27 protein-coding genes and 1 pseudogene are annotated in these 25,609 nt (G+C 62.7%); 13 read left to right on the forward strand and 15 right to left on the reverse strand.

What is annotated here, in order from left to right:
* Positions 1 to 78 precede the first annotated feature (78 nt).
* The 5 genes from urtB (at position 79) to ACYHH6_RS21590 (ending at position 5,116) form a co-directional block, all read left to right on the forward strand.
* Positions 79 to 1,695 (forward strand): urea ABC transporter permease subunit UrtB, encoded by a 1,617-nt coding sequence (urtB, locus tag ACYHH6_RS21570; protein WP_352586832.1) that lies wholly within the window; start codon positions 79 to 81, stop codon positions 1,693 to 1,695.
* Positions 1,692 to 2,924 (forward strand): urea ABC transporter permease subunit UrtC, encoded by a 1,233-nt coding sequence (gene urtC / locus ACYHH6_RS21575; protein WP_352586833.1) that lies wholly within the window; start codon positions 1,692 to 1,694, stop codon positions 2,922 to 2,924. Before urtB ends, urtC begins: the two co-directional genes overlap by 4 nt.
* Before the next feature lie 4 nt (positions 2,925 to 2,928).
* On the forward strand, positions 2,929 to 3,675 hold the full coding sequence (gene urtD / locus ACYHH6_RS21580; protein WP_192253719.1) for an urea ABC transporter ATP-binding protein UrtD: 747 nt from the start codon (positions 2,929 to 2,931) through the stop codon (positions 3,673 to 3,675).
* Positions 3,676 to 3,744: 69 nt separating this feature from the next.
* Positions 3,745 to 4,440: an urea ABC transporter ATP-binding subunit UrtE gene (urtE, locus tag ACYHH6_RS21585; RefSeq protein WP_112395394.1), complete on the forward strand. Its 696-nt coding sequence runs from the start codon at positions 3,745 to 3,747 to the stop codon at positions 4,438 to 4,440.
* Between the two features lie 499 nt (positions 4,441 to 4,939).
* Positions 4,940 to 5,116: a hypothetical protein gene (locus tag ACYHH6_RS21590; RefSeq protein ID WP_112561526.1), complete on the forward strand. Its 177-nt coding sequence runs from the start codon at positions 4,940 to 4,942 to the stop codon at positions 5,114 to 5,116.
* A gap of 15 nt (positions 5,117 to 5,131) precedes the next feature.
* On the opposite strand, the gene ACYHH6_RS21595 is transcribed toward ACYHH6_RS21590, so the two are convergent.
* The 9 genes from ACYHH6_RS21595 to ACYHH6_RS21635 all read right to left on the reverse strand — a co-directional run bounded on the left by ACYHH6_RS21595 (position 5,132) and on the right by ACYHH6_RS21635 (position 13,790).
* A complete protein-coding gene (locus ACYHH6_RS21595; protein ID WP_352587008.1) occupies positions 5,132 to 6,277 on the reverse strand; it encodes a GGDEF domain-containing protein in 1,146 nt (381 codons plus the stop codon).
* A 225-nt stretch (positions 6,278 to 6,502) separates the two neighbouring features.
* The gene (locus ACYHH6_RS21600) at positions 6,503 to 7,306 is read right to left on the reverse strand and encodes a DUF72 domain-containing protein (RefSeq protein ID WP_352586835.1); all 804 of its coding nucleotides are present in this window, start codon (positions 7,304 to 7,306) and stop codon (positions 6,503 to 6,505) included.
* 24 nt (positions 7,307 to 7,330) lie between these two features.
* Positions 7,331 to 7,801 carry a GNAT family N-acetyltransferase gene (locus ACYHH6_RS21605; RefSeq protein ID WP_352586837.1) on the reverse strand — a complete coding sequence of 157 codons (471 nt, stop codon included), beginning with the start codon at positions 7,799 to 7,801 and terminating at the stop codon, positions 7,331 to 7,333.
* 34 nt (positions 7,802 to 7,835) lie between these two features.
* Positions 7,836 to 10,757, reverse strand: a complete 2,922-nt coding sequence (gene uvrA / locus ACYHH6_RS21610; RefSeq protein ID WP_352586839.1) for an excinuclease ABC subunit UvrA — start codon at positions 10,755 to 10,757, stop codon at positions 7,836 to 7,838.
* A gap of 966 nt (positions 10,758 to 11,723) precedes the next feature.
* Entirely contained in the window at positions 11,724 to 12,005 is a 282-nt protein-coding gene (locus ACYHH6_RS21615) for a hypothetical protein (protein WP_112561530.1), read from the reverse strand.
* 87 nt (positions 12,006 to 12,092) lie between these two features.
* On the reverse strand, positions 12,093 to 12,701 hold the full coding sequence (locus tag ACYHH6_RS21620) for an ATP-dependent Clp protease proteolytic subunit (protein ID WP_352586841.1): 609 nt from the start codon (positions 12,699 to 12,701) through the stop codon (positions 12,093 to 12,095).
* A gap of 29 nt (positions 12,702 to 12,730) precedes the next feature.
* Positions 12,731 to 13,210, reverse strand: coding sequence for an SRPBCC family protein (locus tag ACYHH6_RS21625; protein WP_352586843.1), 480 nt, complete (start codon positions 13,208 to 13,210; stop codon positions 12,731 to 12,733).
* On the reverse strand, positions 13,207 to 13,521 hold the full coding sequence (locus tag ACYHH6_RS21630) for an ArsR/SmtB family transcription factor (protein WP_352586844.1): 315 nt from the start codon (positions 13,519 to 13,521) through the stop codon (positions 13,207 to 13,209). Before ACYHH6_RS21630 ends, ACYHH6_RS21625 begins: the two co-directional genes overlap by 4 nt.
* Before the next feature lie 44 nt (positions 13,522 to 13,565).
* Complete coding sequence (locus tag ACYHH6_RS21635) at positions 13,566 to 13,790, reverse strand: cupin domain-containing protein (protein ID WP_352586846.1); 225 nt, start codon at positions 13,788 to 13,790, stop codon at positions 13,566 to 13,568.
* 373 nt (positions 13,791 to 14,163) lie between these two features.
* On the opposite strand from ACYHH6_RS21635, the gene ssb reads away from it, so the two are divergent.
* From ssb to ACYHH6_RS21650, 3 genes are read left to right on the forward strand one after another with little or no spacing between them, the layout of a single operon-like run.
* The gene (ssb, locus tag ACYHH6_RS21640; protein ID WP_112561535.1) at positions 14,164 to 14,688 is read left to right on the forward strand and encodes a single-stranded DNA-binding protein; all 525 of its coding nucleotides are present in this window, start codon (positions 14,164 to 14,166) and stop codon (positions 14,686 to 14,688) included.
* Between the two features lie 32 nt (positions 14,689 to 14,720).
* Positions 14,721 to 15,119, forward strand: a complete 399-nt coding sequence (locus ACYHH6_RS21645) for a DUF2306 domain-containing protein (protein WP_352586849.1) — start codon at positions 14,721 to 14,723, stop codon at positions 15,117 to 15,119.
* A 24-nt stretch (positions 15,120 to 15,143) separates the two neighbouring features.
* Positions 15,144 to 15,569: an OsmC family protein gene (locus ACYHH6_RS21650; RefSeq protein WP_352561760.1), complete on the forward strand. Its 426-nt coding sequence runs from the start codon at positions 15,144 to 15,146 to the stop codon at positions 15,567 to 15,569.
* Positions 15,570 to 15,579: 10 nt separating this feature from the next.
* Here the strand turns inward: ACYHH6_RS21650 and ACYHH6_RS21655 are convergent, their stop codons facing one another.
* The 3 genes from ACYHH6_RS21655 to ACYHH6_RS21665 all read right to left on the reverse strand — a co-directional run bounded on the left by ACYHH6_RS21655 (position 15,580) and on the right by ACYHH6_RS21665 (position 17,251).
* On the reverse strand, positions 15,580 to 16,209 hold the full coding sequence (locus tag ACYHH6_RS21655; protein ID WP_023822237.1) for a MarC family protein: 630 nt from the start codon (positions 16,207 to 16,209) through the stop codon (positions 15,580 to 15,582).
* 95 nt (positions 16,210 to 16,304) lie between these two features.
* Positions 16,305 to 16,682, reverse strand: a complete 378-nt coding sequence (locus ACYHH6_RS21660; protein WP_352586851.1) for a VOC family protein — start codon at positions 16,680 to 16,682, stop codon at positions 16,305 to 16,307.
* A 32-nt stretch (positions 16,683 to 16,714) separates the two neighbouring features.
* The gene (locus ACYHH6_RS21665; protein ID WP_352586853.1) at positions 16,715 to 17,251 is read right to left on the reverse strand and encodes a hypothetical protein; all 537 of its coding nucleotides are present in this window, start codon (positions 17,249 to 17,251) and stop codon (positions 16,715 to 16,717) included.
* Between the two features lie 85 nt (positions 17,252 to 17,336).
* Between ACYHH6_RS21665 and ACYHH6_RS21670 the strand changes: the two genes are divergently transcribed.
* Positions 17,337 to 18,218 (forward strand): helix-turn-helix transcriptional regulator, encoded by an 882-nt coding sequence (locus ACYHH6_RS21670; RefSeq protein ID WP_352586855.1) that lies wholly within the window; start codon positions 17,337 to 17,339, stop codon positions 18,216 to 18,218.
* Positions 18,219 to 18,220: 2 nt separating this feature from the next.
* Here the strand turns inward: ACYHH6_RS21670 and ACYHH6_RS21675 are convergent.
* Positions 18,221 to 18,842, reverse strand: a pseudogene (locus ACYHH6_RS21675) (ParB-like protein).
* On the reverse strand, positions 18,839 to 20,527 hold the full coding sequence (locus ACYHH6_RS21680; RefSeq protein ID WP_352586857.1) for a SulP family inorganic anion transporter: 1,689 nt from the start codon (positions 20,525 to 20,527) through the stop codon (positions 18,839 to 18,841). The pseudogene ACYHH6_RS21675 and the gene ACYHH6_RS21680 overlap by 4 nt, the downstream one beginning before the upstream one ends.
* Positions 20,528 to 20,737: 210 nt before the next feature.
* Between ACYHH6_RS21680 and gyrA the strand changes: the two genes are divergently transcribed.
* The gene (gyrA, locus tag ACYHH6_RS21685) at positions 20,738 to 23,536 is read left to right on the forward strand and encodes a DNA gyrase subunit A (protein WP_352586859.1); all 2,799 of its coding nucleotides are present in this window, start codon (positions 20,738 to 20,740) and stop codon (positions 23,534 to 23,536) included.
* Between the two features lie 70 nt (positions 23,537 to 23,606).
* Here gyrA and ACYHH6_RS21690 read toward each other — a convergent pair whose 3' ends face one another.
* On the reverse strand, positions 23,607 to 23,753 hold the full coding sequence (locus ACYHH6_RS21690) for a hypothetical protein (RefSeq protein WP_352586861.1): 147 nt from the start codon (positions 23,751 to 23,753) through the stop codon (positions 23,607 to 23,609).
* Between the two features lie 191 nt (positions 23,754 to 23,944).
* On the opposite strand from ACYHH6_RS21690, the gene coaD reads away from it, so the two are divergent.
* From coaD to ACYHH6_RS21705, 3 genes are all read left to right on the forward strand, one after another.
* On the forward strand, positions 23,945 to 24,445 hold the full coding sequence (coaD, locus tag ACYHH6_RS21695) for a pantetheine-phosphate adenylyltransferase (RefSeq protein WP_352586863.1): 501 nt from the start codon (positions 23,945 to 23,947) through the stop codon (positions 24,443 to 24,445).
* A 112-nt stretch (positions 24,446 to 24,557) separates the two neighbouring features.
* A complete protein-coding gene (locus ACYHH6_RS21700; protein ID WP_352587011.1) occupies positions 24,558 to 25,052 on the forward strand; it encodes a peptidylprolyl isomerase in 495 nt (164 codons plus the stop codon).
* A 43-nt stretch (positions 25,053 to 25,095) separates the two neighbouring features.
* Positions 25,096 to 25,608, forward strand: a complete 513-nt coding sequence (locus ACYHH6_RS21705) for a peptidylprolyl isomerase (protein ID WP_192253758.1) — start codon at positions 25,096 to 25,098, stop codon at positions 25,606 to 25,608.
* The last annotated feature ends 1 nt before the right edge of the window (position 25,609 follow it).

Below are 25,609 nucleotides of genomic sequence, written 5' to 3' on the forward strand. Positions count from 1 at the left end.
GCCAGAGACCGCAAGGCGTCCGGGCGCTTCAGCCCGCCCGGACGCCAAATTCCACCTCCCGGAAAAGTATCTGAACGGATGATCCTGTTGCGCGCTCTCGGCCTCATGCTGGTGTTTCTGATGGCAAGCTTGTTGCCGTCAAACGCAGCCGAAGCCGATTTGCGCGCCATCATCGCCAAATTCGCCACCGGCACGGGATTTGCGGCCACCGAGACCGTGGTGCGTGAGCTCGCCGCCACCGGCGATCCGCTGGTCGAACGTCCGCTTGCAGCGCTCGCCGAAGGCAATCTTTACATCCGCAAAGCTGATTCAGCCGTCTTCGTCGGCAATGAGGCCGGCGACAGTGTCTCGCTGCTCGACCCGCTGAGTGGCGAGAGCGCCGGCGAGGCCGCCAAGGCCGATATCACCAAGATCAAGGTCAACAACACGCTGCGCCGCGTCATCCGCGATGCGCTGGGCACGCTGACGTTGCGTGCGAAAGATCCGGCTGTCCGCATTGCTGCCGCCGACACAATGTTCAAGACGCCCGATGCCGCCAACATCGAGCCGCTCGACGCGGCCATTGCCGCCGAGACCGACGCCAAGGTCAAGGCGCTGTTCGAGCAGGCGCGCGCTGCGTCGGTTCTGGTCTCCGACAAGCCCGAGGCCGACAAGCTTGCAGCCATTGCGCTCATCGGCGCGCGCGGCGACCGCGACGCGCTGTCGCTGCTCACGTCGGTCGAGGCCAACGCGCAAGGCGCGGTCAAGGACGCGGCGAGCGCTGCGATCGCCAGCATCAATTCGAGCCTGGCGCTGTGGGATGCCGGTCAGAACATCTGGTACGGCATATCGCTCGGCTCGGTGCTGCTGCTGGCGGCCATCGGCCTTGCCATCACCTTTGGCGTCATGGGCGTCATCAACATGGCGCATGGCGAGATGGTCATGCTCGGTGCCTACACCACTTTCGTCGTCCAGCAGGTGATCCGAACCTCATTCCCTGGCCTGTTCGACTGGTCGCTGGTCATTGCGTTGCCGCTCGCCTTCCTGGTTGCCGCCTCTATCGGCCTGGTCATCGAGCGCGGCGTCATCCGCTTCCTCTACGGCCGGCCGCTGGAAACGCTGCTCGCGACCTGGGGCGTCTCACTGGTCCTGCAGCAGGCAGTGCGCTCGATCTTCGGGCCGACCAACCAGGAGGTCGGCAATCCCTCCTGGATGTCGGGCTCCTTCGATGTCGGCCAGCTCGCCATCACCTGGAACAGGCTGTGGATTCTGGTCTTCGCGCTCACCGTCTTCGGCGTGCTGCTCTATGTCATGAAGCGCACGCCCTGGGGCCTGCAGATGCGCGCCGTCACCGCCAACCGCCGTATGGCCGCCTCCATGGGCATCCGCACGCCCTGGGTCGACGCGCTGACCTTTGCGCTGGGCTCCGGCATTGCCGGCATCGCCGGTGTCGCGCTCAGCCAGATCGACAATGTCTCGCCCAATCTCGGCCGCGGCTACATCATCGACAGTTTCATGGTCGTCGTCTTCGGCGGCGTCGGCAATTTGTGGGGCACGCTGGTCGGCGCCTTCTCGCTCGGCATCGTCAACAAGGTTTTGGAGCCCTATGCCGGCGCCGTGCTCGGCAAGATCGTCGTGCTGGTCCTCATCATCCTGTTCATCCAGAAACGCCCGCGCGGCCTGTTCGCGCTCAAGGGCAGGGCGGTGGAAGCATGATCACAGGACGCTTCTTCGCTGCCGGCGCGGACCGCCGCATCGCCATCACCATCTTCATCCTGTTGGCCGCCGCCATCATCGTGCCGCTGCTCAATCTTGCGGTGTCGCCGACCAGCGCGTTCTACATCCCGCCCTATATCGTAGCGCTGACCGGCAAATATCTCTGCTACGCATTGCTTGCCTTGGCGCTCGATCTCGTCTGGGGCTATTGCGGCATCCTCTCGCTCGGTCACGGCGCCTTCTTCGCGCTCGGTGGCTATGCGATGGGTATGTATCTGATGCGCCAGATAGGCTCGCGCGGCGTCTACGGCAACTCGATCCTGCCCGATTTCATGGTGTTCCTGAACTACAAGGAATTGCCGTGGTTCTGGTATGGCTTCGATCATTTCTGGTTCGCCGCCGTCATGGTTCTGGCCGTACCTGGCCTGCTAGCCTTCGTCTTCGGCTGGTTCGCCTTCCGCAGCCGCGTCACCGGCGTCTACCTCTCCATCATCACCCAGGCGATGACATACGCGCTGCTGCTCGCCTTCTTCCGCAACGATATGGGTTTTGGCGGCAACAACGGCCTGACCGATTTCAAGGACATTCTGGGCTTCAACGTGCAGGCCGATGCCACCCGCTCGGCACTGTTTGCCGCCAGCGCGGTGATGCTGGCGCTCGCCGTCTTCATCACCTGGGCGATCGTCGGCTCCAAATACGGCAAGCTCTTGATGGCTGTGCGCGATGCTGAAAGCCGCACGCGCTTCCTCGGCTGGCGGGCGGAAAATGTAAAACTGTTTGCCTTCACCGTCTCGGCTGTCATGGCGGGCATTGCCGGCGCGCTTTACGTGCCGCAGGTCGGCATCATCAATCCCGGCGAGTTCGAACCATCCAACTCGATCGAGGTTGTGATCTGGGCGGCCGTCGGCGGGCGCGGCACCATCGTTGGCCCGATCGTCGGCGCGCTGCTCGTCAATGCCGGCAAATCCTGGTTCACCGGCGTCCTGCCCGAATTCTGGCTGTTTGCGCTGGGTGGGCTCTTCGTCGCCGTCACCCTGTTCCTGCCCAAGGGCATCATCGGCATGTGGGATTCCTGGCGCGGCAACGCCAAGGCGATGCGGGCAGCCGCGATCGCTGAGGAGGCTGGCACCGATCCTGAGGCCCCGCCGCTTGCTAAGATCGTCCGCGCCGCAGCGACAAGGCCGGGCGACTGGTCTACGTCCGGCCCCGAACCGCAGCCGGCGGAGTAGGGCGATGTCGAAGTCCAACACCATCCTTTATCTCGACGGCGTCTCGGTCTCCTTTGACGGTTTCCGCGCCATCAACAATCTCTCGCTTGTGCTCGACAAGGGCGAGATGCGCGCCATCATCGGCCCCAACGGCGCCGGCAAGACGACGATGATGGACATTGTTACCGGCAAGACGCGGCCTGACGAGGGCGAAGTGTTTTTCGACGGCCAGGTCGATCTGACCCGGCACGATGAGGCTGAGATCGCCATGATGGGCATCGGCCGCAAATTCCAGAAGCCGACCGTGTTCGAAAGCCACAGCGTCGAAGACAATCTGATGCTGGCGCTGAAGGGGCCACGCTCGATCTTCCCGGCGCTGTTCCATCGCCGCTCGGCCGCCGAGGCGCGGCAGATCGATGACATACTTGGCGTCATCCGGCTCGGCGACAAGCGCCACGATCTGGCGGCCAATCTCAGCCACGGCCAGAAACAGTGGCTGGAGATCGGCATGCTCTTGGCTCAGGACCCGAAGCTGCTTTTGGTCGACGAGCCGGTCGCCGGCATGACCGATGCCGAGACCGAGGAAACAGCGCGCTTGCTCAAAGACATAGCGCGTGACCATTCGGTCATCGTCGTCGAGCACGACATGCATTTCGTGCGAGAACTCGGCGTCAAGGTCACCTGCCTGCATGAGGGCTCGGTGCTGTCGGAAGGGACGCTTGATTTCGTCTCGGCCGACGAGCGGGTCGTCGAAGTCTATCTGGGGAGATGAGCATGGTGTGGCGGGTGCAATTCCATCGCTTCGACCTGTCTTTCCTTCGCTTCTGGAAAAGGCGCTGACATGCTCGAAGTTTCCAACGCCACGCTCCACTACGGCGCCGCCCAGGCGCTGCGCGGCGTGTCGCTGAAGGCGGGTGCCGGCAAGATCACTTGCGTGCTCGGCCGCAACGGCGTCGGCAAGACCAGTTTGATGAGATCGATCGTCGGCCACCACCGGCTGACGAGCGGAAGTGTTGCCTTCGAGGGGAAGGCGCTCGACCGGAGCGCGGCGTACGATCGCGCCCGGTCGGGCATCGCATTCGTGCCGCAGGGCAGGGAGATCTTTCCCTTGCTGACGGTACGCGAGAACCTGGAGTCCGGTTTTGCGCCCTTGAAGCGCGCCGACCGCAATGTGCCTGGGCATGTCTTCGAACTGTTCCCGGTGTTGAAGCAGATGCTCGGCCGCCGCGGCGGCGATCTCTCCGGCGGCCAGCAGCAGCAGCTCGCCATCGGCCGGGCGCTGGTGATGCGGCCGAAACTGCTGGTGCTGGACGAGCCAACCGAAGGCATCCAGCCCTCGATCATCAAGGACATCGGCCGCGCCATCCGCTATCTGCGCGATCAGGCCGGCATCGCAGTGCTTCTGGTCGAGCAATATCTCGATTTCTGCCGCGAGCTCGCCGACGAGGTCAACATCATGGACCGGGGCCAGATCGTCCATACCGGCCCGGCCGAAGATCTCGACAGGGCGGACGTCAGGAAGTTTCTGACGGTGTAGCCGGACAGCGATCCAGAACGGTAGACGTCGGCGGGACAGCGCCCCCCTCTGTCCTGCCGGACATCTCCCCACAAGGAGGGAGATTACCAGCTTCTATACCTCGCCCACCCCTGCAGCGTCTGAGATTGGCGAAAGCCGCGGTTCCGACTGATCTCCCCCCAAGTGGGGGAGATGTCCGGCAGGACAGAGGGGGGCGTGAAGGATCGCCACCGAAGAGCTTCATCCTGCGCAAACGGTGGACTCTACCCTCCGTGCGAAGTGACCAAATCGTCTTGGTCTTTCTCGAGCAAGGCGTCGCGCACCCTCTGGCACCCGCAATACTGCATGCTAGTCTTTGTCGGGCCCCGGTGAGTTGGCCGCTTCCGTATCAGTCTGTAGCAGATGGAGGGAATGCGCTGGCTCAGCCTGCAAGTTCCACGCAAGCAAGCCACCCTAGCTTTCCCTCGCAGTTCTGATTGTCGGTCAATGCGTCCAGATAATCTTGCCAGGAGAATAGGCTATGGAACGGTTCGTCGAGGACCACCAGAAACGACGGCTGACAGAGCGCGTCGACATCATCACCGCCATCAACATTCTGCGCTCGCAAGGCTACCAGCAGGATGAACTGATTGGCGAAATCACCAAGGTTTTCTACGTCGATCTCGATACCTATAACGAGATCGTCCTGGCGGCCTGAACCGAATAGCCGCCTCTACCCGGCGCGCCGGAATGCGAGCACCCGGTTGCGGCCGCTGCGCTTGGCCCCGTAGAGCGCCTTGTCGGCGGCGCTGAGCACCTTGTCGAACTTGGTGCCGCCTTCGCTGCCGAAGGCGTAGCCGGCGCTGACCGTGCAGGCCAGCAGGCGGGTCTCGGTATCGATCCGGCGCGAGGCAAAACTGGCCCGGATGCGCTCGGCTATGAATTCCACCTTCTCAGGCAAGATGCGATCGAGGACCAGCGCAAATTCCTCTCCGCCCATGCGCGCGGCGACGTCGCCCGGCTGGAGATTGGCGGTCAAATCCTTGGCGAACAGTTTCAGCACTTCGTCTCCGGTGGCATGGCCGAACTCGTCGTTGATGGCTTTGAAGCCGTCGAGATCGAACACGATCACGGCGGTGAAGGCCTCGACCGGCGTTTTGCCATGCAGGTCGAACAAAGCGCGTCGGTTGAGCAGGCCGGTAAGCGGATCGGTCAGCGCTTCGCGGCGGTGATGCTGCGCCAGGCGCCCCTGGTTGAGCGCCAGCGACAAGGCGCCGATACCGGTCATGCAGGCAATGACGACGATCAGGCTGAGATCCTCGGCCCAGTTGCTCGGCGCATGGCCGAGCACCAGCCTGCCATCCCAGACGAGCACCCCGGAGCACAGCACGAAGGATATGGCAGTGGCTGTGTAAAGCCCGGCAATGCCGATGATCGGGGCCGGAAATTCGGTGCGCCCCTTCCAGTACTCATAGGCCGTCGCAAACAAGAGCAGCGCGGCAAAGGCATTTTCCAGCATGAAGCCCAGCCCGTCATAGCCAAGCGCCATTGGCGGCAAGGCGATCGCCAGCGAGACGCCGGCGCCGATGACGATGCGCGGCAGCGGCGAGGCGCCGGTAGTGAATTGGTGGGCCGCGCCCAGCATGGTCGCGAAGCCGAGCAGCAGAAAGGTAAAGCTGGCGAGGCCGAGCAGGCGTCCCGGAGTGTCGATATAGGCCTGGTAGGCGAAGACGTCGGCGACGATCAGAAGCACGCTGACCGCCCATGTCAGCAGGAATTTTTCCGAGCGCGCGGTCAGCCAGATGCCGAACAAAGTCATTCCGAGGCAAGCGGCGGAAAAACCGACAGCCAGCAGAAGGGAATTGTAGTCGAGCGACATGCCCTCGTCCTTGCCCGCGGCGACCTGGCTCTTGCAACCGGGCCCGACCGGATTCATGCAGCAAGGAGGTATCGATAAGGTTACGATGGCGGGGAAGATACCACGTTTCGCTTGATTTAGAGCAATTCTGGGTTGAAACACTCTTTCGCGTCCAAGCGTCCGGAATCGCGTCAAACCAGAGAGTTAGGGCGGTTAGCCGTTTCCGCGAACTGCTAGGTCTGTACGTCAGTTCACCCGCTTCATCAGAGCCATGGCGCCGAACGGTGCGCGCACCTTGCCCTCGGTGATGAAGTAGGCGAACACGTCGCGCGGCTTCACTGGCGCGTCGACGGACGGATCGGCGCGCCGCAGATCGGCCGGCTGCTTGCCTTCCGCCCAGGTTTTTACCCGCGCCGCCCACTCGTCCAGACCCTTGGGCGTGTAGCAGTCCGGGTTGTCGTCCGAGCCGGCCTGCAGCCGCGCATAGATGAAATCGCCGGTAATGTCGGCAATGTCAGGGTATTTGGCATGGTCAGCATAGACGATCGCCGCCTTGTATTTGCGAGCGAGTGCGGCGAATTCCGGCACGATGAAACTGTCGTTGCGCACTTCGAGCGCATGGCGCAGCGCCACCCCATCCTGCTTTTCCGGCAGCAGTTTCAGAAAAGCCTCGAAATCGTCGGCGTCAAACTTTTTCGTCGGTGCGAACTGCCACAGAATCGGCCCGAGCTTTTCGCCGAGCGCCGCGACGCCGGAGCTAAGGAAGCGCGTCACGGATTCGCCGGCTTCACCGAGCACGCGGCGGTTGGTGACGAAGCGGTTGCCTTTCAGCGAATAGACGAAGCCGTCCGGCGCTTCGCTTGCCCATTTGACGAAGGTCGGTTCCTTGAAGCTGGAATAGTAGGTGCCGTTGACTTCGATGGTCGGCACCTGGCGGCTGGCATAGTGCAGCTGCTTGGCCTTCGACAGTTTGTCCGGATAGAAGGAGGTATCCCAGGGTTCGAAAGTCCAGCCACCCATGCCTGAGCGGATTGTCCCGGATTTGCTCATGTTGTCCTCCCTAATTCAGAAAAATCAGGCCGTTGTGCTCGCGCCGACAGGTTTTGCCATGTCGACCACCGTCCATCCCGGCCGGTGGGGATTGGCCCGGCGACCCGTTTCGCTGAAACCATAGGCCGTGTAGATCGCGATGTTCCGCTCCATACGCGAATTGGTGTAGAGCCGAACCTCCGGAACGCCCCACGACCGCGCCTGTTCCTCGGCGAAGTCGAGCAGCGTGGTGCCGAGTTTCTTGCCTTGGAAAGCGGGAGAGACCGCAACGCTGAAGATCATCGCATGATCGGGATGCCGCTCGATGACGGTCAGCCCGGCAAGATCCGCGCCGCTCTCCAAGAGCCAGACCTCACCGCGCTCGATGCGTGGCGTGTAATCCTCGGTGACCGGAATAGGTGGTGCGCCTAACAGCGGCGTGTAGTGCTCATAGGCGGCCTGCGTCAGCGAGACGACTGCGTCGAGATCACCGGCAAGCGCCTGTCGGAATGTCATTCAAAACTCTCCAGGCGCTCGACCGGTCTGCCTACTATTCCGCCGCTTCGCGCTTCCCCCCGGGGCGCCGCTCCAAAAGCTCCTTGAGGAACTGGCCGGTATAGCTGCGCTTTTCGCGCACGATGGCTTCCGGCGTACCCTGTGCCACCAGTTCGCCGCCGCCGTCCCCGCCTTCGGGGCCGAGGTCGAGCACCCAGTCGGCGGTCTTGATCACTTCGAGATTGTGCTCGATGACCACCACCGTGTTGCCCTGGTCGACCAGTTCGTGCAGCACTTCCAGAAGCTTGGCGACGTCGTGGAAATGCAGGCCGGTTGTCGGCTCGTCCAGGATGTAGAGCGTCTTGCCGGTCGCCTTGCGCGACAGTTCCTTGGCGAGCTTGATGCGCTGCGCCTCACCGCCCGAGAGCGTCGTCGCCTGCTGGCCGATATGGATGTAGCCGAGGCCGACCTGCTTCAGCGTGTCGAGCTTGTCGCGCACGCCGGGCACGGCGGCGAAGAAATCGACGCCTTCCTCGACCGTCATGTCCAAAACGTCGGCGATCGACTTGCCCTTGAATACGACATCGAGCGTCTCGCGGTTGTAGCGCTTGCCATGGCAGACATCGCAGGTGACGTAGACGTCGGGCAGGAAGTGCATCTCGATCTTGATGACGCCGTCGCCCTGGCAGGCCTCGCAGCGGCCGCCCTTGACGTTGAACGAGAAACGGCCGGGCTGGTAGCCGCGCGCCTTGGCCTCGGGCAAGCCGGCGAACCAGTCGCGGATCGGCGTGAAGGCGCCGGTATACGTGGCGGGGTTCGAACGCGGGGTGCGGCCGATGGGCGACTGATCGATGTCGATGACCTTGTCGAGGAATTCCAGCCCCTCGATGCGGTCATGGTCGGCCGGATGCTCGCGCGAGCCCATGATGCGCCGCGAGGCCGCCTTGAACAAAGTCTCGATCAGGAAGGTCGACTTGCCGCCGCCCGACACGCCGGTGACGGCAGTGAAAGTGCCGAGCGGGATTTCGGCAGTGACGTTCTTCAGATTGTTGCCGCGCGCGCCGACGATCTTCAGCCGGCGGCCCTTCTTGGGCTCGCGCCTGATACCAGGTGTGGCCACTTCAAGCGCGCCCGACAGATATTTGCCGGTGATCGAATTCGGGTTGGCCATCACCTGCTGCGGCGTGCCCTGTGCGATGATCTCGCCGCCATGGATGCCGGCGGCCGGGCCCATGTCGACGACATAGTCGGCATGCAGGATGGCGTCCTCGTCGTGCTCGACAACGATCACCGTGTTGCCGATGTCGCGCAAATGCTTCAGCGTGTCGAGCAGGCGCGCATTGTCGCGCTGGTGCAGGCCGATCGACGGCTCGTCCAGCACGTAGAGCACGCCGGTGAGGCCGGAGCCGATCTGCGAGGCCAGGCGGATGCGCTGGCTCTCGCCGCCCGACAGCGTGCCGGAATTGCGCGACAGCGTCAGATAGTCGAGGCCGACATCGTTGAGGAAGCGCAGCCGGTCGCGGATCTCCTTGAGCACCCTGACGGCGATCTCGTTCTGCTTGTCGTTGAGCTGCGCCGGCAGGTCGGTGAACCATTTGTCGGCGTTGCGGATCGACTGCTCGGTGACCTCGCCGATGTGCTTTCCGGCGATTTTCACCGCCAGCGCTTCCGGCTTCAGCCGGTAGCCCTTGCAGACCGGGCAGGGCGTTGCCGACATGAAGCGCTCGATCTCCTCGCGCATCCAGGCAGATTCGGTTTCCTTCCAGCGCCGCTCCAGATTGGGAATGACGCCTTCGAACGTCTTGGTCGTCTTGTAGGAGCGCAGGCCGTCATCATACTGGAAGGTGACCTCGCGCTCGCCGGTGCCGCGCAGGACGGCTTCCTTGGCCTCTTCGGTCAGGTCCTTGAATTTGTCGCCGAGTTTGAAGCCGTATGCCTTGCCCAGCGCTTCCAGCGTTTGCGCGTAATAGGGCGAGGTCGATTTCGCCCACGGGCTGACGGCGCCATCGCGCAGCGAGACGTTTTCGTCCGGCACGATCAGGCTGGCGTCGATGGCACGCTGGCTGCCGAGACCGTCGCAGGTCGGGCAGGCGCCGAACGGGTTGTTGAACGAGAACAGCCTGGGCTCGATCTCCGGAATGGTGAAGCCGGACACCGGGCAGGCGAATTTTTCGGAAAACAGGATGCGCTCATGCGTCTCGTTCTTCGACTTGTTGACCGAGTCTTCGCCAGTCTGGCTGGCGTCGAGCGGCCGGTCGGCAAACTCGGCCACCGCCAGCCCTTCGGCGAGCTTCAGAGCCGTTTCGATGGAATCGGCCAGTCGTGTCGCCAGGTCGCCGCGCACGACGATGCGGTCGACGACGACGTCGATGTCGTGCTTGTACTTCTTGTCCAGCGCCGGCACGTCGGCAATCTCGTAGAAGACGCCGTCGACCTTGACGCGCTGAAAGCCCTTTTTCTGCAACTCCAGCAGTTCCTTGCGGTACTCGCCCTTGCGGCCGCGCACGATCGGCGCCAGCAGGAACAGGCGCGTGCCTTCCTCGACCGCCAGCACCCGGTCGACCATCTGGCTGACCGTCTGGCTCTCGATCGGCAGGCCGGTGGCCGGCGAATAGGGGATGCCGACGCGCGCGAACAGCAAGCGCATATAGTCGTAGATCTCGGTGACGGTGCCGACCGTCGAGCGCGGGTTCTTCGACGTCGTCTTCTGCTCGATGGAGATGGCAGGTGACAGGCCGTCGATCTGGTCGACGTCCGGCTTCTGCATCATTTCGAGGAACTGGCGCGCATAAGCCGACAGGCTCTCGACATAGCGGCGCTGGCCCTCGGCATAGATGGTGTCGAAGGCAAGCGACGATTTGCCGGAGCCCGACAGGCCGGTCATGACGATCAGGCTGTCACGCGGCAGGTCGAGATCGACATTCTTCAGATTGTGTTCGCGTGCACCGCGAATGGAAAGGTATTTATGGTCGGCCATCGCCGGTCGCCGCCTCAGATCTGGTATCAGTGGGATCGGCGGGGTTTTCCCGGCCATCCCCTATGTAGGTATTTTTGCCGCCACGTCGAGAGACGCCATACTTCTCGACCAAAGTCGTTTAACCGTCTTTCGCGTGAAGGGGCAAGCGGAAAGAACAAAGGCCGAACACGCTCCTGACAAAGCTGTGCAGAAACCTGACAAAGCTGTTTCAGAAACTGACCCTGACGTAAGCTCCCGGCGATCACATTTTTCGGTAACCGGCTATTCAAGGTTGACGCCGCCAACTCAGGGGCGCAGTCTCTAAGGTCAACGAAGCCGGCCGTCTTTCGATGGCCTCGCCGCCCATAGGTGGCCTGCGAGACGCCGCAGGTTTTTGCGATTTGTGCTTCGGACGACAACAAGCGCAACGGACATAGGAGCGGAGCATGACGCCACCGGATAGTCCTTTGAGGCTCCACATCTCGTTGGAGCCGCGGCGGGCATAAGTGCCAGGGTAGTTTCAAGCCATAAGAGTGTATGCGTCCAAAAGAACGCATTGCTTCAATGCATAACCACCCGACAAACCGTGACCTGCCGAATCCCACAAAAATCAGAGACGGATAGTCGGATCGTCGGCTGAATGCCGCGAAGCATCCGAGATAAAAGTCGGTATAACACTACCGGCAAGTTGGATCTGGAATCCAAAAAAAGCCCCGACCGTTTGCGGAAGCAACGGCGGGGCTGCTCTTTTGTGTGGGGATATCGGGGCGAAGCGCCCGCTCGCCCGATCGTACGAAGAGTCATAGCTACCGGTGTTGGCGATGCCCCTCATTGCCCTGCCAGGCATTTCTCCCCGTGAACGGGGAGAAAGAGGCAGCTGCGGCTGCGGTCGATCGGGAGCGTCCCTCGCCCCGTTTACGGGGAGAGGATGCCGGCAGGCAGGTGAGGGGCGGTGCCAACGCTCGCAGGAAGCACGTATCGCCCGGCTCAGTGATTTGGAGGTCTGATCCCGCCTGTAGCCATATCGATGGAAATGCTGCCGGAAACCCGGACATCCGTATTGCCGATCTTGAATGTGCCGTTCTCGCCGGCAGGCAGTGCGTCGTCGGGTTCGGGCTGCGGCGCCGGCTGGGCGATGCGGTAGTCGCTCGTCACACCGGGCAGGGCGGCCTTTTGCGACGATGTCGCGGTGTCGCCGGCGAAAGCTGTGCTGGAGGTTACGGCTGTGACCGCAACGGCTGTTATCAGTCTGGTCAGGCGGTGGTGCATGGCAACATTATAGTGCTGCGCTCAAGGCGGAACCAGACTGGGGCGTCGAAATTGATAGGCCGGCCGGCATTCGATCTGCCGCCCCCGTCAGGCCGCCGCCTGCTTGCGGGTATCAAACACATGGTCGACGAGGCCCCAGTCCTTGGCTTCCTTCGCGGTCATGAAGAAATCGCGGTCGAGCGTGCGTTCGACGTCTTCATAGGTGCGGCCGCAATGCTGCGCATAGAGCTCGGTCATCTGCCGCTTGGTGCGCAAAATGCCTTCGGCATGGCGCTGGATGTCGGAGGCCTGGCCCTGGAACCCACCCAGCGGCTGATGCAACACGATGCTGGCATTGGGCAGCGCAATGCGACGTCCCGGCGTTCCCGCCATCAGAAGGAACGAGGCCATCGAAGCGGCAAAGCCCATGCACACCGTCGACACCGGACAGCTGACATATTGCATCGTGTCGTAGATGGCGAAGCCACTGGTCACCACGCCGCCCGGCGAGTTGATGTAGAGCGAGATCTCCTTGTCGGGATTGTCCGATTCCAGCGACAGAAGCTGGGCGCAGACCAGCGCCGACATGCCGTCATTGATCTCGCCATTGATGAAGATGATGCGCTCGCGCAGCAGCCGCGAGAAAATGTCGAAGGCGCGTTCGCCGCGGCTCGATTGCTCGATCACCATCGGCACCAGATTGGCAAAGCCGCTCATCTCATTGTCTCCGTTTGATTTTCTTCGGCTCAGGCCGCGCGCATCAATAGATATGGCGCGTTGGCGGCGATCAGCGGTTTGGGCTTGTATGCCCTGAGCGAAAGCCGGCAACCGGCGCTCGCCATCGCCATCGCCACTGCGGGCGTTGCCGCCTGCACAAACCCGTCATGGACGATGCGCAGATGCGTACCGCCTGAAACGGTGCGGGCGAGCGTGAAGGTGACGATGCTGTCCAGCCCGTTGGCATCGCCGGTCTGCGACCGCTCGCGCCAGGAATAGCGCAACAAGCGCCCGGGTTCGGCATCGAGCACTTCGCACTCGATTGGCGCCTCCGGTCCGGCAAAGGCAAAGTGGCTGCCGGTTTCCGGTGTGATGTCGTTCGGCATCATCCACGCCGTCAAGAGCTCCGGTACGGTCAATGCCCGCCACACCTTTTCCGGTGCGTCCGGCAGGTCGCATTCGAAGGCGAGTGTATCCTTGGCGGCCGGAGCCAGCTTTTCATCGGTCATTGGTCCATGTCCTTCAAAACGGCCTTTAGTCTTTCGATGCGCTCCGGCCAGAATGCGCGGTAGCGTTCGATCCAGCCGAGCAGCGGCTCGAGCCCTTGCGGATCGGCGCGATAATAGGCGTTGCGGCCGGCCCGCCTTTCGCTGACCAGACCGGCGCCGCGCAGCACGGCGAGGTGTTGCGACACCGCCGGCTGCGACACGCTCATGCCGGTGCGCAGTTCCGACACGCTCATCTCGCCTCCGGCCAGCCGCTCGTAGACGGCGCGGCGCGTCGGGTCGGCAAGGGCGCGAAAAATCTCTGCTTCGATCATGACAAAAGCATAAGTCGATACTTATTGATTTGGCAAGCGGTCTTTTATGGCGCTGCCGGAAGCCAGCGCCTCACCGGCTCGGCGGCCCCTTCGAAAGTCGCCTCGAAGATCGGCGACGCCAGCACGGCCTGGATGTAAAGCGTTTCGGTGCCAACGTTTCTAAACCCATGTTTTTGTTGGGCAGGAATGAGAAGCGATTGTCCGGCAATCAGTGTCAGACGTCCTTCGTCGATCCACATTTCAGCGATCCCGGCGATGACGGTCAGCACTTCCTCGACCGGGTGTTGGTGTGTCGGAGCCCCGACGCCGGGCTGAACCCATTGTTCGAACAGGCAAAGCTGGCTCGCTCCGTTGCCGGCGGAAACTTGCATGGGGTTTCCACGCCCGCTCGCCATTGCTCTCGCGGCTGGTCCAGATGCGCAATGACTTTCATTCGCCTCCGCCTTTCGATCCCGGCATAGTCGCAATTTCAGACGCACACCCTACCTCTTGCTGACATTCTTGACAGCCGGGGCAGACAAGAATAGAACAAAAAAAGAACAAAAACCTTGTGGGAAAAGCCAGCCGCGGCAAGCGAGGATCGCATGCAGGCTGTAAGGTGAGCGACTTAAAATTTGTTTCGGATGAGCGCGGAGAAGTGTCATGGCGGGTAGCGTCAACAAGGTCATTCTGGTCGGAAACCTCGGCGCGGACCCTGAAATCCGCCGCCTGAATTCCGGTGACCCGGTCGTCAACATCCGCATCGCCACGTCGGAAAGCTGGCGCGACAAGAATTCCGGCGAGCGCAAGGAAAAGACCGAGTGGCACAACGTCGTCATTTTCAATGACCAGATCGCCAAGGTCGCCGAGCAATATCTGAAGAAAGGCATGAAGGTTTACGTCGAAGGCCAGCTGCAGACACGCAAATGGCAGGACCAGACCGGCGCCGACAAATACACGACGGAAGTCGTGCTGCAGAAATTCCGCGGCGAGCTGCAGATGCTCGATTCACGCGGCGAGGGCGGCGGCCAGGTCGGCAACTATGCCGGTGGTGGCGGTGCGAGCCGTGGCTCGGATTTCGGCCAGTCGAGCCCCAATGAAAGCTTCAACCGTGGCGGTGGCGGCGGTTCCAAGGGCGGTGGTGGCGGCGGTTCGTCGCGCGAACTGGACGACGAAATCCCGTTCTGAGCAGTGAGCGATAGCATCTAGGAGAGGGCGCGATGTCGCTCGGACCGCTTCTATCGGCGCCCCCTCCCATTCCATGGCACGCCTTCGCGGCCCTAGCCGCGCTGGCCATGGGCGGCGCCCAACTGGCGCTGCCGAAAGGCACGACGCGCCACCGTGTGATGGGCTATGCTTGGGCGGCGCTGATGCTGGTCATCGCCATTTCCAGTTTCTGGATCCAGCAGATCCGCCTCATCGGCCCGTTCAGCCCGATCCATATCTTGTCGATCATAGTGTTGATCACCGTTCCGCTTGCGGTCTGGCACGCGCATAGGCATCGCGTAGCCAAACATCGCAGGGTCATGATTTCGCTGTATGTTTTTGCGCTGATCGGCGCCGGCGTGTTCACGCTGCTGCCCGGCCGCGTCATGCATGCGGTCGTGTTCGGCCAGTGATACATCTCTGAAAGGAAGATTGCCGTGAAAGCACGGATCAAATGGGTCGAAGAGCGCACTTTCGTCGGCGAGTCCGGCAGTGGCCACAAACTCGTGCTGGGAACCGCCTCCGGTCCTGAAGGCAAGACGCCAGGCCCGAGCCCGATGGAGTTGGTGCTGATCGGCACAGGCGGTTGTTCGGCCTATGATGTCGTCCACATCCTGGAAAAAGGCCGCGAGGCGATCGAGGATTGCACCGTCGAACTCGACGCCGACCGGGCCGAAACCGACCCAAAAGTCTTCACCCGCATCCATATGCATTTCATCGTCACGGGCCGCGCCCTGTCGCACGACAAGGTCCAGCGTGCGATCAACCTCTCGATCGAAAAATACTGCTCGGCCTCCGCCATGCTGGCTAAGACCGCTGTGATCACCCACGATTTCGAGGTTGTTGATACGGCTGGGCAGTAGGCGCTGTCGTTCACCCCGCCATCAGCGCCTTGATGCCATCGGCCACGAACTGCACCGCAAGCGCTGCCAGAATGACGCCGAGCAGGCGGGTCAGGATCGAGCGGCCGGTCTGGCCGAGGATGCGGTCGATGCGTTCCGACAGCACGAACACCAGATAGGTGATGGCCAGGCAGACGAAGATGATGCCGACCAGCGCAGCCTGTGCGGTAAAACCCTGGAACGAGCCGGACAAAAGCACGGTTGCCGAAATCGCACCGGGGCCGGCGATAAGCGGGATCGCCAGCGGGAAGGCGGCGATGTTGTGGATCATGTCCTTGGTGATGGCGACATCGCCGATCTTCTCCTTGCGGTCCTGGCGGCGCTCGAACACCATTTCGAAGGCGATGAAGAACAGCAGGAACCCGCCGGCGACGCGGAAGGCCGGCAGCGTGATGCCGAACACCGACAGGATCGAGGCGCCGGCCACCGCAAACAGCGCCATCACCAGGAAGCCGATGATCGAGGCGCGCACCGAAACCTGCTGACGCTCCTCGCGGTTCATGCCGCGTGTCACCGCCAGGAAGAGCGGCGCGAGACCGGGCGGGTCGATAGTCACCAGGATGGTGACGAAGGCGTTGAACAGGCTGTCGAAACTCGGCATCGCTGACCCCTCCCGCCGGGCCGAGCCCCGCACCACCCTATTGGTAGAGCAAAGCCCGGCCGGTGGGAACCGTCAGGAATTTGGAAGCCGGCAGGTTAGCCGGCAGCGCTGCAATAGGCCTCCAGACGATAGCCGTCGGGATCGATGACGAAGGCGGCGTAGTAGTTTTCGCCGTAGTCGGCACGCAGGCCCGGCGCACCATTGCTGTTGCCGCCTGCACGCAAGGCGCCGGCGTGAAAGGCGTCGACGCTCGACCTCGTCGGTGCCGCAAAGCAGAAATGCAGGCCGGTTTTTTCGTCAGCCGGCACCGGCCGCGCCGCATCGTTCACCCAAAATGCTGCCGCCTGCGCGCCATAGCCCAGCGAGCCCGGCGACTGGCTGAGGCAGGAATAGCCGAGCGGCTTCAGCGCGGCATCGTAGAAAGGCTTTGACACGGCGGTGTCGCGGACACCGATCGAAACGTGGTCAAGCATGGTTTTCTCCTTGTTGCAGGTGTGTTGCGCCATCAGCCCTGGGCGACGCGGCGCGCCAGGAACTCGACTTCGAGGCGCCATGTCGCCCCATTGTCGTGCGAACGCTCGCCCAGCCAGCGGAAGCTGTCCTTGGTGATCCGCGAAAAGCTCCAGCGGACCGAGGAACCAGTACCGTCGGCGCCGACTTGCACGATCGTGTCGCCTTCGGCGTGACCAAGCTGGCGGCTGTAATACTGGTTGCGCGGATCGCTCCAGAAGATGTGCCAGGCATCCGCGCCGGGATCATAGGCCCGCAGCGTTGTGCCATAGAAAGTCCATTTGCCGAGCGAAGGCGAGGGGCCGGTATCGTGCGCGGGCAGGATCCATACATCCTGGATCGCCTTGCCTTCCAGGACCCAGCCAAAATGCACCTCACCGCGCCCGGTCAAGACCGTGCCGTCCTCGAGGTGGCGCGTGGCATCGAATGTCCAGGCGCCGACGAAACGGCCGTAGAGATCGAGCTTCTCAGCCAGATCGGGATTGGGGCCATCGCTGTGCAGCGCTTGGCTGAAAGAAAATGAATTGGTCATATTGCTGCCTTCGTGGTGTCAGGAGGCTGCAAGCGATAGGCCGGGCGGGGTGTTGCGCTTGGGAAAAATTGCTATCTTTCAAGCCATGACGACGAGCGAGCAGAAACTGGCTTCAGGGCCGGACTGGTACGTGTCCGACGTGGTGTGCACAGCAGGCGCCGGCGATCGCCCGTTCGAAGAAGAGCACCGCAGTGTCTGCATTGCCGCAGTCACCAGCGGCAGCTTCCGCTACCGCACCAGCCAGGGCACCGCCATGCTGGCGCCAGGTGCCGTCCTGCTCGGCAATGTCGGTGCCTGCTATGAATGCGGGCATGAGCATGGCGCCGGCGACCGCTGCCTGTCCTTCCATTTCACTCCCGCCTATCTCGACCGGATTGCCAACGACGTGCCGGGCGCAGGCAAGCTGGCGTTTGGAGTGCCGCATCTGCCGCCCTTGCCGGCCCTTACCTCGCTTCTGGCCGAGGCCGAAGCGGCACGCGAGACGGCCGACATCGATGCCTTCGAGGAGCTTGGCCTGCGCATTGCCGCCGCGGCTCTTGCCGTCGGCGGCGCAGCCCTTGCTGTCGCCGGCGAGGCCGCGCCTGCCGCTCGCACACCGAGCCGGCGCGACCAGAAACGGGTTGCCGAGGCAGTGCGACAGATCGAGTTCAATGCCGACCGGCCGGTCTCGCTTTCCGAACTCGCCGGCTCGACGGCGACCAGCCCCTATCACTTCCTGCGCACCTTCCGGCAGGTCGCCGGCATGACGCCTTACCAGTTTCTGCTCAGAACCCGGCTGCACCGTGCGGCGGTACGGCTGCGCATGTCGGATGAGCCCATCTCGGCAATTGCCTTCGAGGCCGGCTTTAACGACCTGTCGACCTTCAATCGCCGTTTCCGGCGCGTCATGGGCGAGACGCCGGGAGACTATCGCGCGCGCCGGTCAGGCAGCGCCTCGCCGTCACCGTCGGCGTTCGCAGCCTTCTGACCTCAGTCCGAGGTCGGGCCGCACCAGCCCGGCAGATAGTCCGCGTCCTTGCCCTTGGCCAGGATCAGCGCTTGCTTCATCGCCTTGTCGAAGTTTTTCGCCACGGCGTTCCGGTCAATCCGCCGGCGCAGAAAATCCGCCCACAAAAATTCGCTGAACGGCGTCGTGTCCTTGGCGAAGCCGCCTTGCCGGCGCAAATTCGCCGGCGATGCTGCGGTAGGGATCATCGACCAGTTCGACCATGGTCTTCGGGATGGCGTCGTAGTCCCTCCGCCGCCCGTTTTCATCGAACGGATGCATCCAGCCTCTGTTGTCGAGCACGACGAAAAAAGCGTCCTTGTCGAGCCCGGACAGGTCGCTGATCACGGTGACGAAGACATCTTTGACATCTTCCTCGAGCAAGGCGCGGGCGAGATGGTGGTGATCGGTGACATAGTTGCGCTTCTTCGGGCCAAGCACCACCGGCACCATATGGCGGCCGAGGAAAATGCCTGTCTTCTCAGGGCTTTGCGCTCGGATCATCTGACGTTTCAGCGCCACCTCGCGCATCCCAACGGTGATCTGCGTCGGCCGCAACTCCTCCACGGCGACAGGCTTCAGCAAGGGTTCCCGCTCGGTGGTCATGGCGCCTTGTCCTGTTGTCCTACAAGTTTCTTGTCCGGCGATAGCGCCTTGATGGCGGCGTCGACGCTGCGGAAGATTCTGTGCGGACCGACGAGGTCGGCAATGCCGAAACGCGCCAGTGCCGCCTGGGCGCGCACGGATTCCAGCCGCGCAATGGCAAAGATCGCGCCGGCCTTGCGGCAATGGGCGATGGTGTCGATCAGCGCTTGCGCCGCGGTATAATCGATCTCGGCGATATTGCTGGCTTCCAACACCACCAGTTTGATGGTTTCGGCCCTCGCATCGATCAGCTCGCAGACGCCGCGCTTGAAGCTTTCGGCATTGACGAAGGAGAGCGGCGCCTGGAAAGCCGCAACCAGCACGCCAGGGAGCTGCTCGCCCGCCGTTGGCGTGCTCGGCGGCCACCACACCGAGGTGCCTGGAACCTGTTCCAACTCGATCGCCTGCGTGCGTGTCGCGCTCCACAGCCCGTGGAGCAGCGACAGGCCGATGCCGACCGCCACGCCGGTCTCGATCGGCAGCACGACAATGGCCGTCATGGTGACCAGGATCAGCATGAATTCGACCGGCGCCTGCCGGTAGACACTGGCAAACACCTTCCAGCGCAAAATATGCTGAGCAACGAACATCAGAACGCCGGCAAGGGCTGCCTGCGGGACATCGGCAAGCAGGCCGCCGCCAAACGCGCCGAGCGCCAGCACGATTGCCGCGGCTATCAGGCCTGAAAACTGCGAACGCCCGCCCGACTGGGCGACGATTGCGGTGCGCGGCGGGCTGGCATTGACCGCGAAGGCGCCGAACAGGCCGGACAGGATGCTGCCGGCGCCGACACCGACAAAGTCGCGGTTGATGTCGTCGCCAGCAAAGGAGCGGCTGGTGGCCGCCGTCTGCACCATGACCACGATGGCGATCAGCAAGGCCAGCGGTAACACCGCCTGCGCATCGCTGAGGCTGACCGTCGGCAGGCCGGCCTGCGGCAGGCCGTTGGGCAAGGCACCGAGCACCTCGACGCCGCGCGCCTTCAGGCCGAAGATCGCAACCGCCAGCGTGGCCAGCACCATGCCGATCAAGGCGCCGGGGATGCGGGCGCTGATGCGCTCGGCGGTGAATACAATGGCAAACACGCCAAGGCCGAGCGCCAAGCTCCACGGGTTGATGAGGTGGAGATTTGCGGCGATCTCACCGACGCGGCGCAGCGTTTCGCCGCTTTCGGGCGGCAGCCCGAGCAATCCGGGCAGTTGCGAAACGATGATATGGGCCGCGATGCCGGCCAGAAAGCCGGTGGTGACTGGGACAGACAGAAGGTCGGCGATCCAGCCGAGCCGGAAGATGCCACTCAAACCCACCAGTAGCCCGACCATCAGCGCCAGCATCGCCGCCAGCGCCAGATAATGCGCCGAGCCGGCAACGGCGATGAGCGCGAGGTCGCCGGTAAACAGCGGTGTGATGGTCGAATCCGCCCCGGACGACAGATGGCGATTGGCGCCGAACAGGGCAAAGGCCACCGATCCCGCGACAAAGGCGAAGAAGCCGATCTCGGGCGCAAAGCCGCCAAGCCGCGCCGTCGCCATCTGTTCGGGAATGGCGATTGCCGCCAGCGTCAGCCCGGCGGCCAGATCGCCATTGAGATCCCCGGGCCGCCAACCGCTCAGCGCTCGCAACGGCAGCCACCGGGTCAAGTTCATCGTGCTTATGGCTCCCGGCCGGGGAAAACGGTCGATCGCAGGCTTTTGCCTGGCGGCGGCGAAATACGCTTTTGCCAAATCGTCGCAATCAGCGGTATCCATTTGAAATTACCACCGAAATTGTCTTTGGAAAAGTGCCGGGAACATTGGAGTTTCGAGCGGGCTTCCTATATAAGCGGTCAGTGATTCCTGATTAGATTGTGATCCAATTTGACCGACCAAAAGACACCGCGCGGCGCCGACGGCGGCCCCACCGGCATCGAGCCGATCTCCATCATCGAGGAGATGCAGAGCTCCTACCTCTCTTACGCCATGAGCGTGATCGTCAGCCGTGCGCTGCCGGACGTCCGCGACGGCCTGAAGCCGGTGCATCGCCGCATTCTCTATGCGGCGCATGAGAGCGGCTACCACTGGAACCGCAAATATGTGAAATCGGCCCGCCCGGTCGCCGACGTGATGGGTAAATACCATCCGCATGGCGACGCCTCGATCTATGACGCCTTGGTGCGCATGGCGCAGGACTGGTCACTGCGGGTGCCGCTGATCGACGGGCAAGGCAATTTCGGCTCGATCGACGGCGATCCGCCGGCGGCCATGCGCTACACCGAGTCGCGCCTGACCAAGGTCGCGCATGAGCTGCTCGAGGACATCGACAAGGAAACCGTCGATTTCCAGGAGACCTATGATGCCTCCGACACCGAACCGAAGGTGTTGCCGGCTCGCTTCCCCAACCTTCTGGTCAACGGTTCCGGCGGCATTGCCGTCGGCATGGCCACCAACATTCCGCCGCACAATCTGGCCGAAGTCTGCAACGGCGCCATCGCCATCATCGACAATCCGGCGATCGACCTGCCGGCGCTGATGGAGATCATTCCGGGTCCCGATTTCCCGACCGGCGGCATCGTGCTTGGCCGTTCCGGCATTTACAGCGCCTATGCGACCGGCCGCGGCTCCATCGTCATGCGCGGCAAGGTCAATGTCGAACAGCGCGGCAACGACCGTGAATCGATCATCATCACCGAAGTCCCTTACCAGGTGAACAAGGCCTCGATGATCGAGAAAATGGCCGAACTGGTGCGCGACAAGCGCATCGAAGGCATTTCCGATATTCGCGACGAAAGCGACCGCCAGGGCTACCGGGTCGTCATCGAGCTGAAGCGCGACGCCGTCGCCGACGTCATCCTCAACCAGCTCTACCGCTTCACGCCGCTGCAGACGTCCTTCGGCGCCAATATGGTGGCGCTGAACGGCGGCAAGCCGGAAGTGATGACGCTGACCGACATGCTGAAGGCATTTGTCGGCTTCCGCGAAGAGGTGATCAGCCGGCGCACGAAATTCCTGCTGCGCAAGGCGCGCGACCGCGCCCATGTGCTGGTCGGTCTCGCCATCGCCGTCGCCAATATCGACGAAGTGATCAAGCTGATCCGCACCGCGCCCGATCCGCAGACGGCGCGCGAGCAGTTGATGGAGCGCCGCTGGCCCTCCGGTGACGTCGAATCGCTGATCCTTCTGATCGACGATCCGCGCCATCGCATCAACGAGGACGGCACCTACAATCTGTCCGAGGAACAGGCGCGCGCCATCCTCGAACTGCGCCTGCAGCGCCTGACCGCGCTCGGCCGCGACGAGATCGCCGACGAGTTGAACACGATCGGCGCCGAAATCGTTGATTACCTTGACATTTTGTCGTCCCGCGCGCGCATCCAGCAGATCGTCAAGGACGAGCTCGCCGCCGTGCGCGACGAGTTCGGCACGCCGCGCCGCACCGAGCTCACCGACGGCGGCGCCGACATGGAAGACGAGGACCTGATCCAGCGCGAGGACATGGTCGTCACCGTCAGCCATTCCGGCTACATCAAGCGCGTGCCGCTGTCGCTCTACAGGGCGCAGCGCCGCGGCGGCAAGGGCCGCTCCGGCATGTCGACGAAGGAAGAGGATTTCGTCACCCGGCTGTTCGTTGCCAACACCCACACGCCAGTGCTGTTCTTCTCCTCGCGCGGCATCGTCTACAAGGAAAAGGTCTGGCGGCTGCCGATCGGCAATCCGCAGTCGCGCGGCAAGGCGCTGATCAATATGCTGCCGCTCGAGCAGGGCGAGCGCATCACCACCATCATGCCGCTGCCCGAGGACGAGACCAGCTGGGGCGAGCTCGACGTGATGTTCGCCACCACGCGCGGCACCGTGCGCCGCAACAAGCTGTCCGACTTCGTCCAGGTCAACCGCAACGGCAAGATCGCCATGAAGCTGGAGGAGGAAGGCGACGAGATCCTCGGTGTCGAGACCTGCACCGACAATGACGACGTGCTTTTGACGGCGAACTCCGGCCAGTGCATCCGCTTCTCCGTTGGCGACGTGCGCGTCTTCCAGAGCCGCAATTCGGTCGGCGTGCGCGGCATAAGCATGGCCGAGACCGACCGCATCATCTCGATGTCGGTGATCGAGCATGTCGATGCCTCACCGGCTGAGCGCGCCGCTTACCTGAAGCGGGCGGCGGCGGAGCGGCGGCTCGAGACGGCCGGCGAGGAAGAAGAGATCGCGCTGACCAATGAGGAGATCGGCGAGGAGGCGGAGCTTTCCGACGACCGCTACGAATTCCTCAAGGCGCATGAGCAATATGTGCTGACGGTGACCGAGTATGGCTACGGCAAGCGCTCGTCGTCCTATGATTTCCGCCTGACCGGACGCGGCGGCAAGGGCATTCGCGCCACCGACGTTTCGAAGACGGCAGAGATCGGCCAGCTGGTGGCGACCTTCCCGGTCGGCAATGACGACCAGATCATGCTGGTTTCGGACGGCGGCACGGTCATCAGGGTGCCGGTCAACGGCATCCGTTTCGCCAGCCGCGCCACCAAGGGCGTTACCATCTTCAACACCGCCGAAGGCGAGAGAGTGGTCTCGGTCGAGCGGATCTCGGAGCCGCAATCGGACGAGGATGTCGAAGAGAGCGGCGAGGGGGCGGCCGAGGCCGGTCCGGACGCCGGGGATGCCGCACCGGGCAATGCCGAATAAGGGCCGGATAGGCTCAGACACAACAACGCCGGCCCGATGGGCCGGCGCGATCAAAACTTAGCCGGTAAGATTAGTGGTGACGGTGGGGCCAGCGAGCGCCAAAGCCTTCGAAGCGTTTGGTCCGGACACGGATACGCTCTGCTTCCTGATGCAGCCCGAATGCTGTAGCAATCAGCATGGCGACGGTCATTGCGGTGGCGAGCATGTAGATCAGCATTTGCGTGTTCTCCTGCGCCTTACAACGGTTAGATGGGGTTTTGGTTTCATCTTCTGAAGTGCAAACTAGTGAACGCTGCGTGAAGTCTTCGTGATCAAGGCATTCATCTGTCGTTCATGTCTGCGAAAAGGTTCACGCAGATGTTCCCAATCGCATTTGCCTTCCGTCCAATGCCCCGCTAGAAGCCTGCCATGACCGAACGCACCGCCCTTTATGCCGGCTCCTTCGACCCGCTGACCAACGGACATCTCGACGTCCTGAAGGCATCGCTGGCCGTTGCCGACACGGTTTATGCGGCGATCGGCACCCATCCCGGCAAGACGCCGCTGTTTTCCTTCGAGGAACGGGTGAAGCTGATCGAGGCGGCGACCAAGGCCGAATTCGGCCGTGACGGCGGCCGCATCAAGGTCGTCGCTTTCGACGGGCTGGTCATCGACGCGGCCCGCAAGCATGGCGCCTCGATCATGATCCGCGGCCTGCGCGACGGCACCGACCTCGACTACGAGATGCAGATGGCCGGTATGAACGAGACAATGGCGCCTGAATTGCAGACGGTTTTTCTGCCCGCCAGCCCGTCAGTCAGAACCATTACCGCCACACTTGTGCGCCAGATAGCTTCGATGGGCGGCGACATTCGCCCCTTCGTGCCGGCCGCCGTTGCCGGCGCGCTCACCGCCAAATTCGCGAAATAAGTTCCGGAGAAAGACTCAAATGCAGCTGAAGAAGCTCGCCTCGTTCCTCGTCGTGCTTGCCGGTCTCGTGACCGCATCCGTTTCGGCCTTCGCCGCCGATGCGGAAAACACCATGATCGTCACCTTGAAGGATGGCGACGTCACCATCGCGCTGCGGCCCGACCTGGCGCCCAAGCATGTCGCGCAGATCAAGAAGCTGGTGCGCGAAGGCGCCTATGACAATGTCGCCTTCCACCGCGTTATCGATGGCTTCATGGCGCAGTCCGGCGACGTCAAGTTCGGCAATATGAAGAAGGGCTTCAGCCCCGAGGCCGTCGGCACCGGCGGCTCCGATCTGCCTGATCTGCCGGCCGAATTCTCGCAGAGCGAGCATTATAAGCGTGGCACGCTCGGCATGGCCCGCTCGCAGGATCCGAACTCCGCCAATTCGCAGTTCTTCATCATGTTCGCGCCGGCGCCGAACCTCGACGGCCAGTACACTATCGTCGGCAATGTCGTCAGCGGCATGGAATTGGTCGATCACATCAAGAAGGGCGACGAGGCCGACAATGGAACGGTCAGCAACCCCGACCGCATGATCAAAGTGCGCATCGCCGCAGACAAGTAGTCTATCAAATCAATCTGTTTTTCTGAGATAAAGGATATCCGACATGGCTGAGATCAAGGACCGCGAAAACGCGCTCATCATGGAAACGACCAAGGGCAAGGTCGTCATCGAATTGTTTCCCGACCTGGCCCCCGGCCATGTCGCCCGCATCAAGGAACTGGCCCGTGAAGGCGCCTATGACGGCGTGGTCTTCCACCGCGTCATCGAAGGCTTCATGGCGCAGACCGGCGACGTCAAGTTCGGCAATTCGAGCAAGCCCTCGTTTGCCCCCTCCCGCGCCGGCATGGGTGGCTCGGAAAAGCCCGATCTGAAGGCTGAGTTTTCCAACGCCAACCACGGTCGCGGCACCTGCTCGATGGCTCGTTCGCAGAACCCGAATTCGGCCAATTCGCAGTTCTTCATCTGCTTCGACGATGCTGCTTTCCTCAACCGCCAATACACGGTCTGGGGCCAGGTCATCGAAGGCATGGACAATGTCGACAAGATCAAGCGCGGCGAGCCGGTGGTCGATCCCGACAAGATCGTGTCGCTGAAGGTCGCGGCCGACGTCAAGTAAG

It is taken from the genome of Mesorhizobium sp. P171375, from assembly GCF_057786075.1.

Coding starts and splice junctions, on each gene's coding strand:
- urtB (WP_352586832.1), top strand. CDS start 79: ATGATCCTGTTGCGCGCTCTCGGCCTCATGCTGGTGTTTCTGATGGCA.
- urtC (WP_352586833.1), top strand. CDS start 1,692: ATGATCACAGGACGCTTCTTCGCTGCCGGCGCGGACCGCCGCATCGCC.
- urtD (WP_192253719.1), top strand. CDS start 2,929: ATGTCGAAGTCCAACACCATCCTTTATCTCGACGGCGTCTCGGTCTCC.
- urtE (WP_112395394.1), top strand. CDS start 3,745: ATGCTCGAAGTTTCCAACGCCACGCTCCACTACGGCGCCGCCCAGGCG.
- ACYHH6_RS21590 (WP_112561526.1), top strand. CDS start 4,940: ATGGAACGGTTCGTCGAGGACCACCAGAAACGACGGCTGACAGAGCGC.
- ACYHH6_RS21595 (WP_352587008.1), bottom strand. CDS start 6,277: ATGTCGCTCGACTACAATTCCCTTCTGCTGGCTGTCGGTTTTTCCGCC.
- ACYHH6_RS21600 (WP_352586835.1), bottom strand. CDS start 7,306: ATGAGCAAATCCGGGACAATCCGCTCAGGCATGGGTGGCTGGACTTTC.
- ACYHH6_RS21605 (WP_352586837.1), bottom strand. CDS start 7,801: ATGACATTCCGACAGGCGCTTGCCGGTGATCTCGACGCAGTCGTCTCG.
- uvrA (WP_352586839.1), bottom strand. CDS start 10,757: ATGGCCGACCATAAATACCTTTCCATTCGCGGTGCACGCGAACACAAT.
- ACYHH6_RS21615 (WP_112561530.1), bottom strand. CDS start 12,005: ATGCACCACCGCCTGACCAGACTGATAACAGCCGTTGCGGTCACAGCC.
- ACYHH6_RS21620 (WP_352586841.1), bottom strand. CDS start 12,701: ATGAGCGGCTTTGCCAATCTGGTGCCGATGGTGATCGAGCAATCGAGC.
- ACYHH6_RS21625 (WP_352586843.1), bottom strand. CDS start 13,210: ATGACCGATGAAAAGCTGGCTCCGGCCGCCAAGGATACACTCGCCTTC.
- ACYHH6_RS21630 (WP_352586844.1), bottom strand. CDS start 13,521: ATGATCGAAGCAGAGATTTTTCGCGCCCTTGCCGACCCGACGCGCCGC.
- ssb (WP_112561535.1), top strand. CDS start 14,164: ATGGCGGGTAGCGTCAACAAGGTCATTCTGGTCGGAAACCTCGGCGCG.
- ACYHH6_RS21645 (WP_352586849.1), top strand. CDS start 14,721: ATGTCGCTCGGACCGCTTCTATCGGCGCCCCCTCCCATTCCATGGCAC.
- ACYHH6_RS21655 (WP_023822237.1), bottom strand. CDS start 16,209: ATGCCGAGTTTCGACAGCCTGTTCAACGCCTTCGTCACCATCCTGGTG.
- ACYHH6_RS21660 (WP_352586851.1), bottom strand. CDS start 16,682: ATGCTTGACCACGTTTCGATCGGTGTCCGCGACACCGCCGTGTCAAAG.
- ACYHH6_RS21665 (WP_352586853.1), bottom strand. CDS start 17,251: ATGACCAATTCATTTTCTTTCAGCCAAGCGCTGCACAGCGATGGCCCC.
- ACYHH6_RS21670 (WP_352586855.1), top strand. CDS start 17,337: ATGACGACGAGCGAGCAGAAACTGGCTTCAGGGCCGGACTGGTACGTG.
- ACYHH6_RS21680 (WP_352586857.1), bottom strand. CDS start 20,527: ATGAACTTGACCCGGTGGCTGCCGTTGCGAGCGCTGAGCGGTTGGCGG.
- ACYHH6_RS21690 (WP_352586861.1), bottom strand. CDS start 23,753: ATGCTGATCTACATGCTCGCCACCGCAATGACCGTCGCCATGCTGATT.
- coaD (WP_352586863.1), top strand. CDS start 23,945: ATGACCGAACGCACCGCCCTTTATGCCGGCTCCTTCGACCCGCTGACC.
- ACYHH6_RS21700 (WP_352587011.1), top strand. CDS start 24,558: ATGATCGTCACCTTGAAGGATGGCGACGTCACCATCGCGCTGCGGCCC.
- ACYHH6_RS21705 (WP_192253758.1), top strand. CDS start 25,096: ATGGCTGAGATCAAGGACCGCGAAAACGCGCTCATCATGGAAACGACC.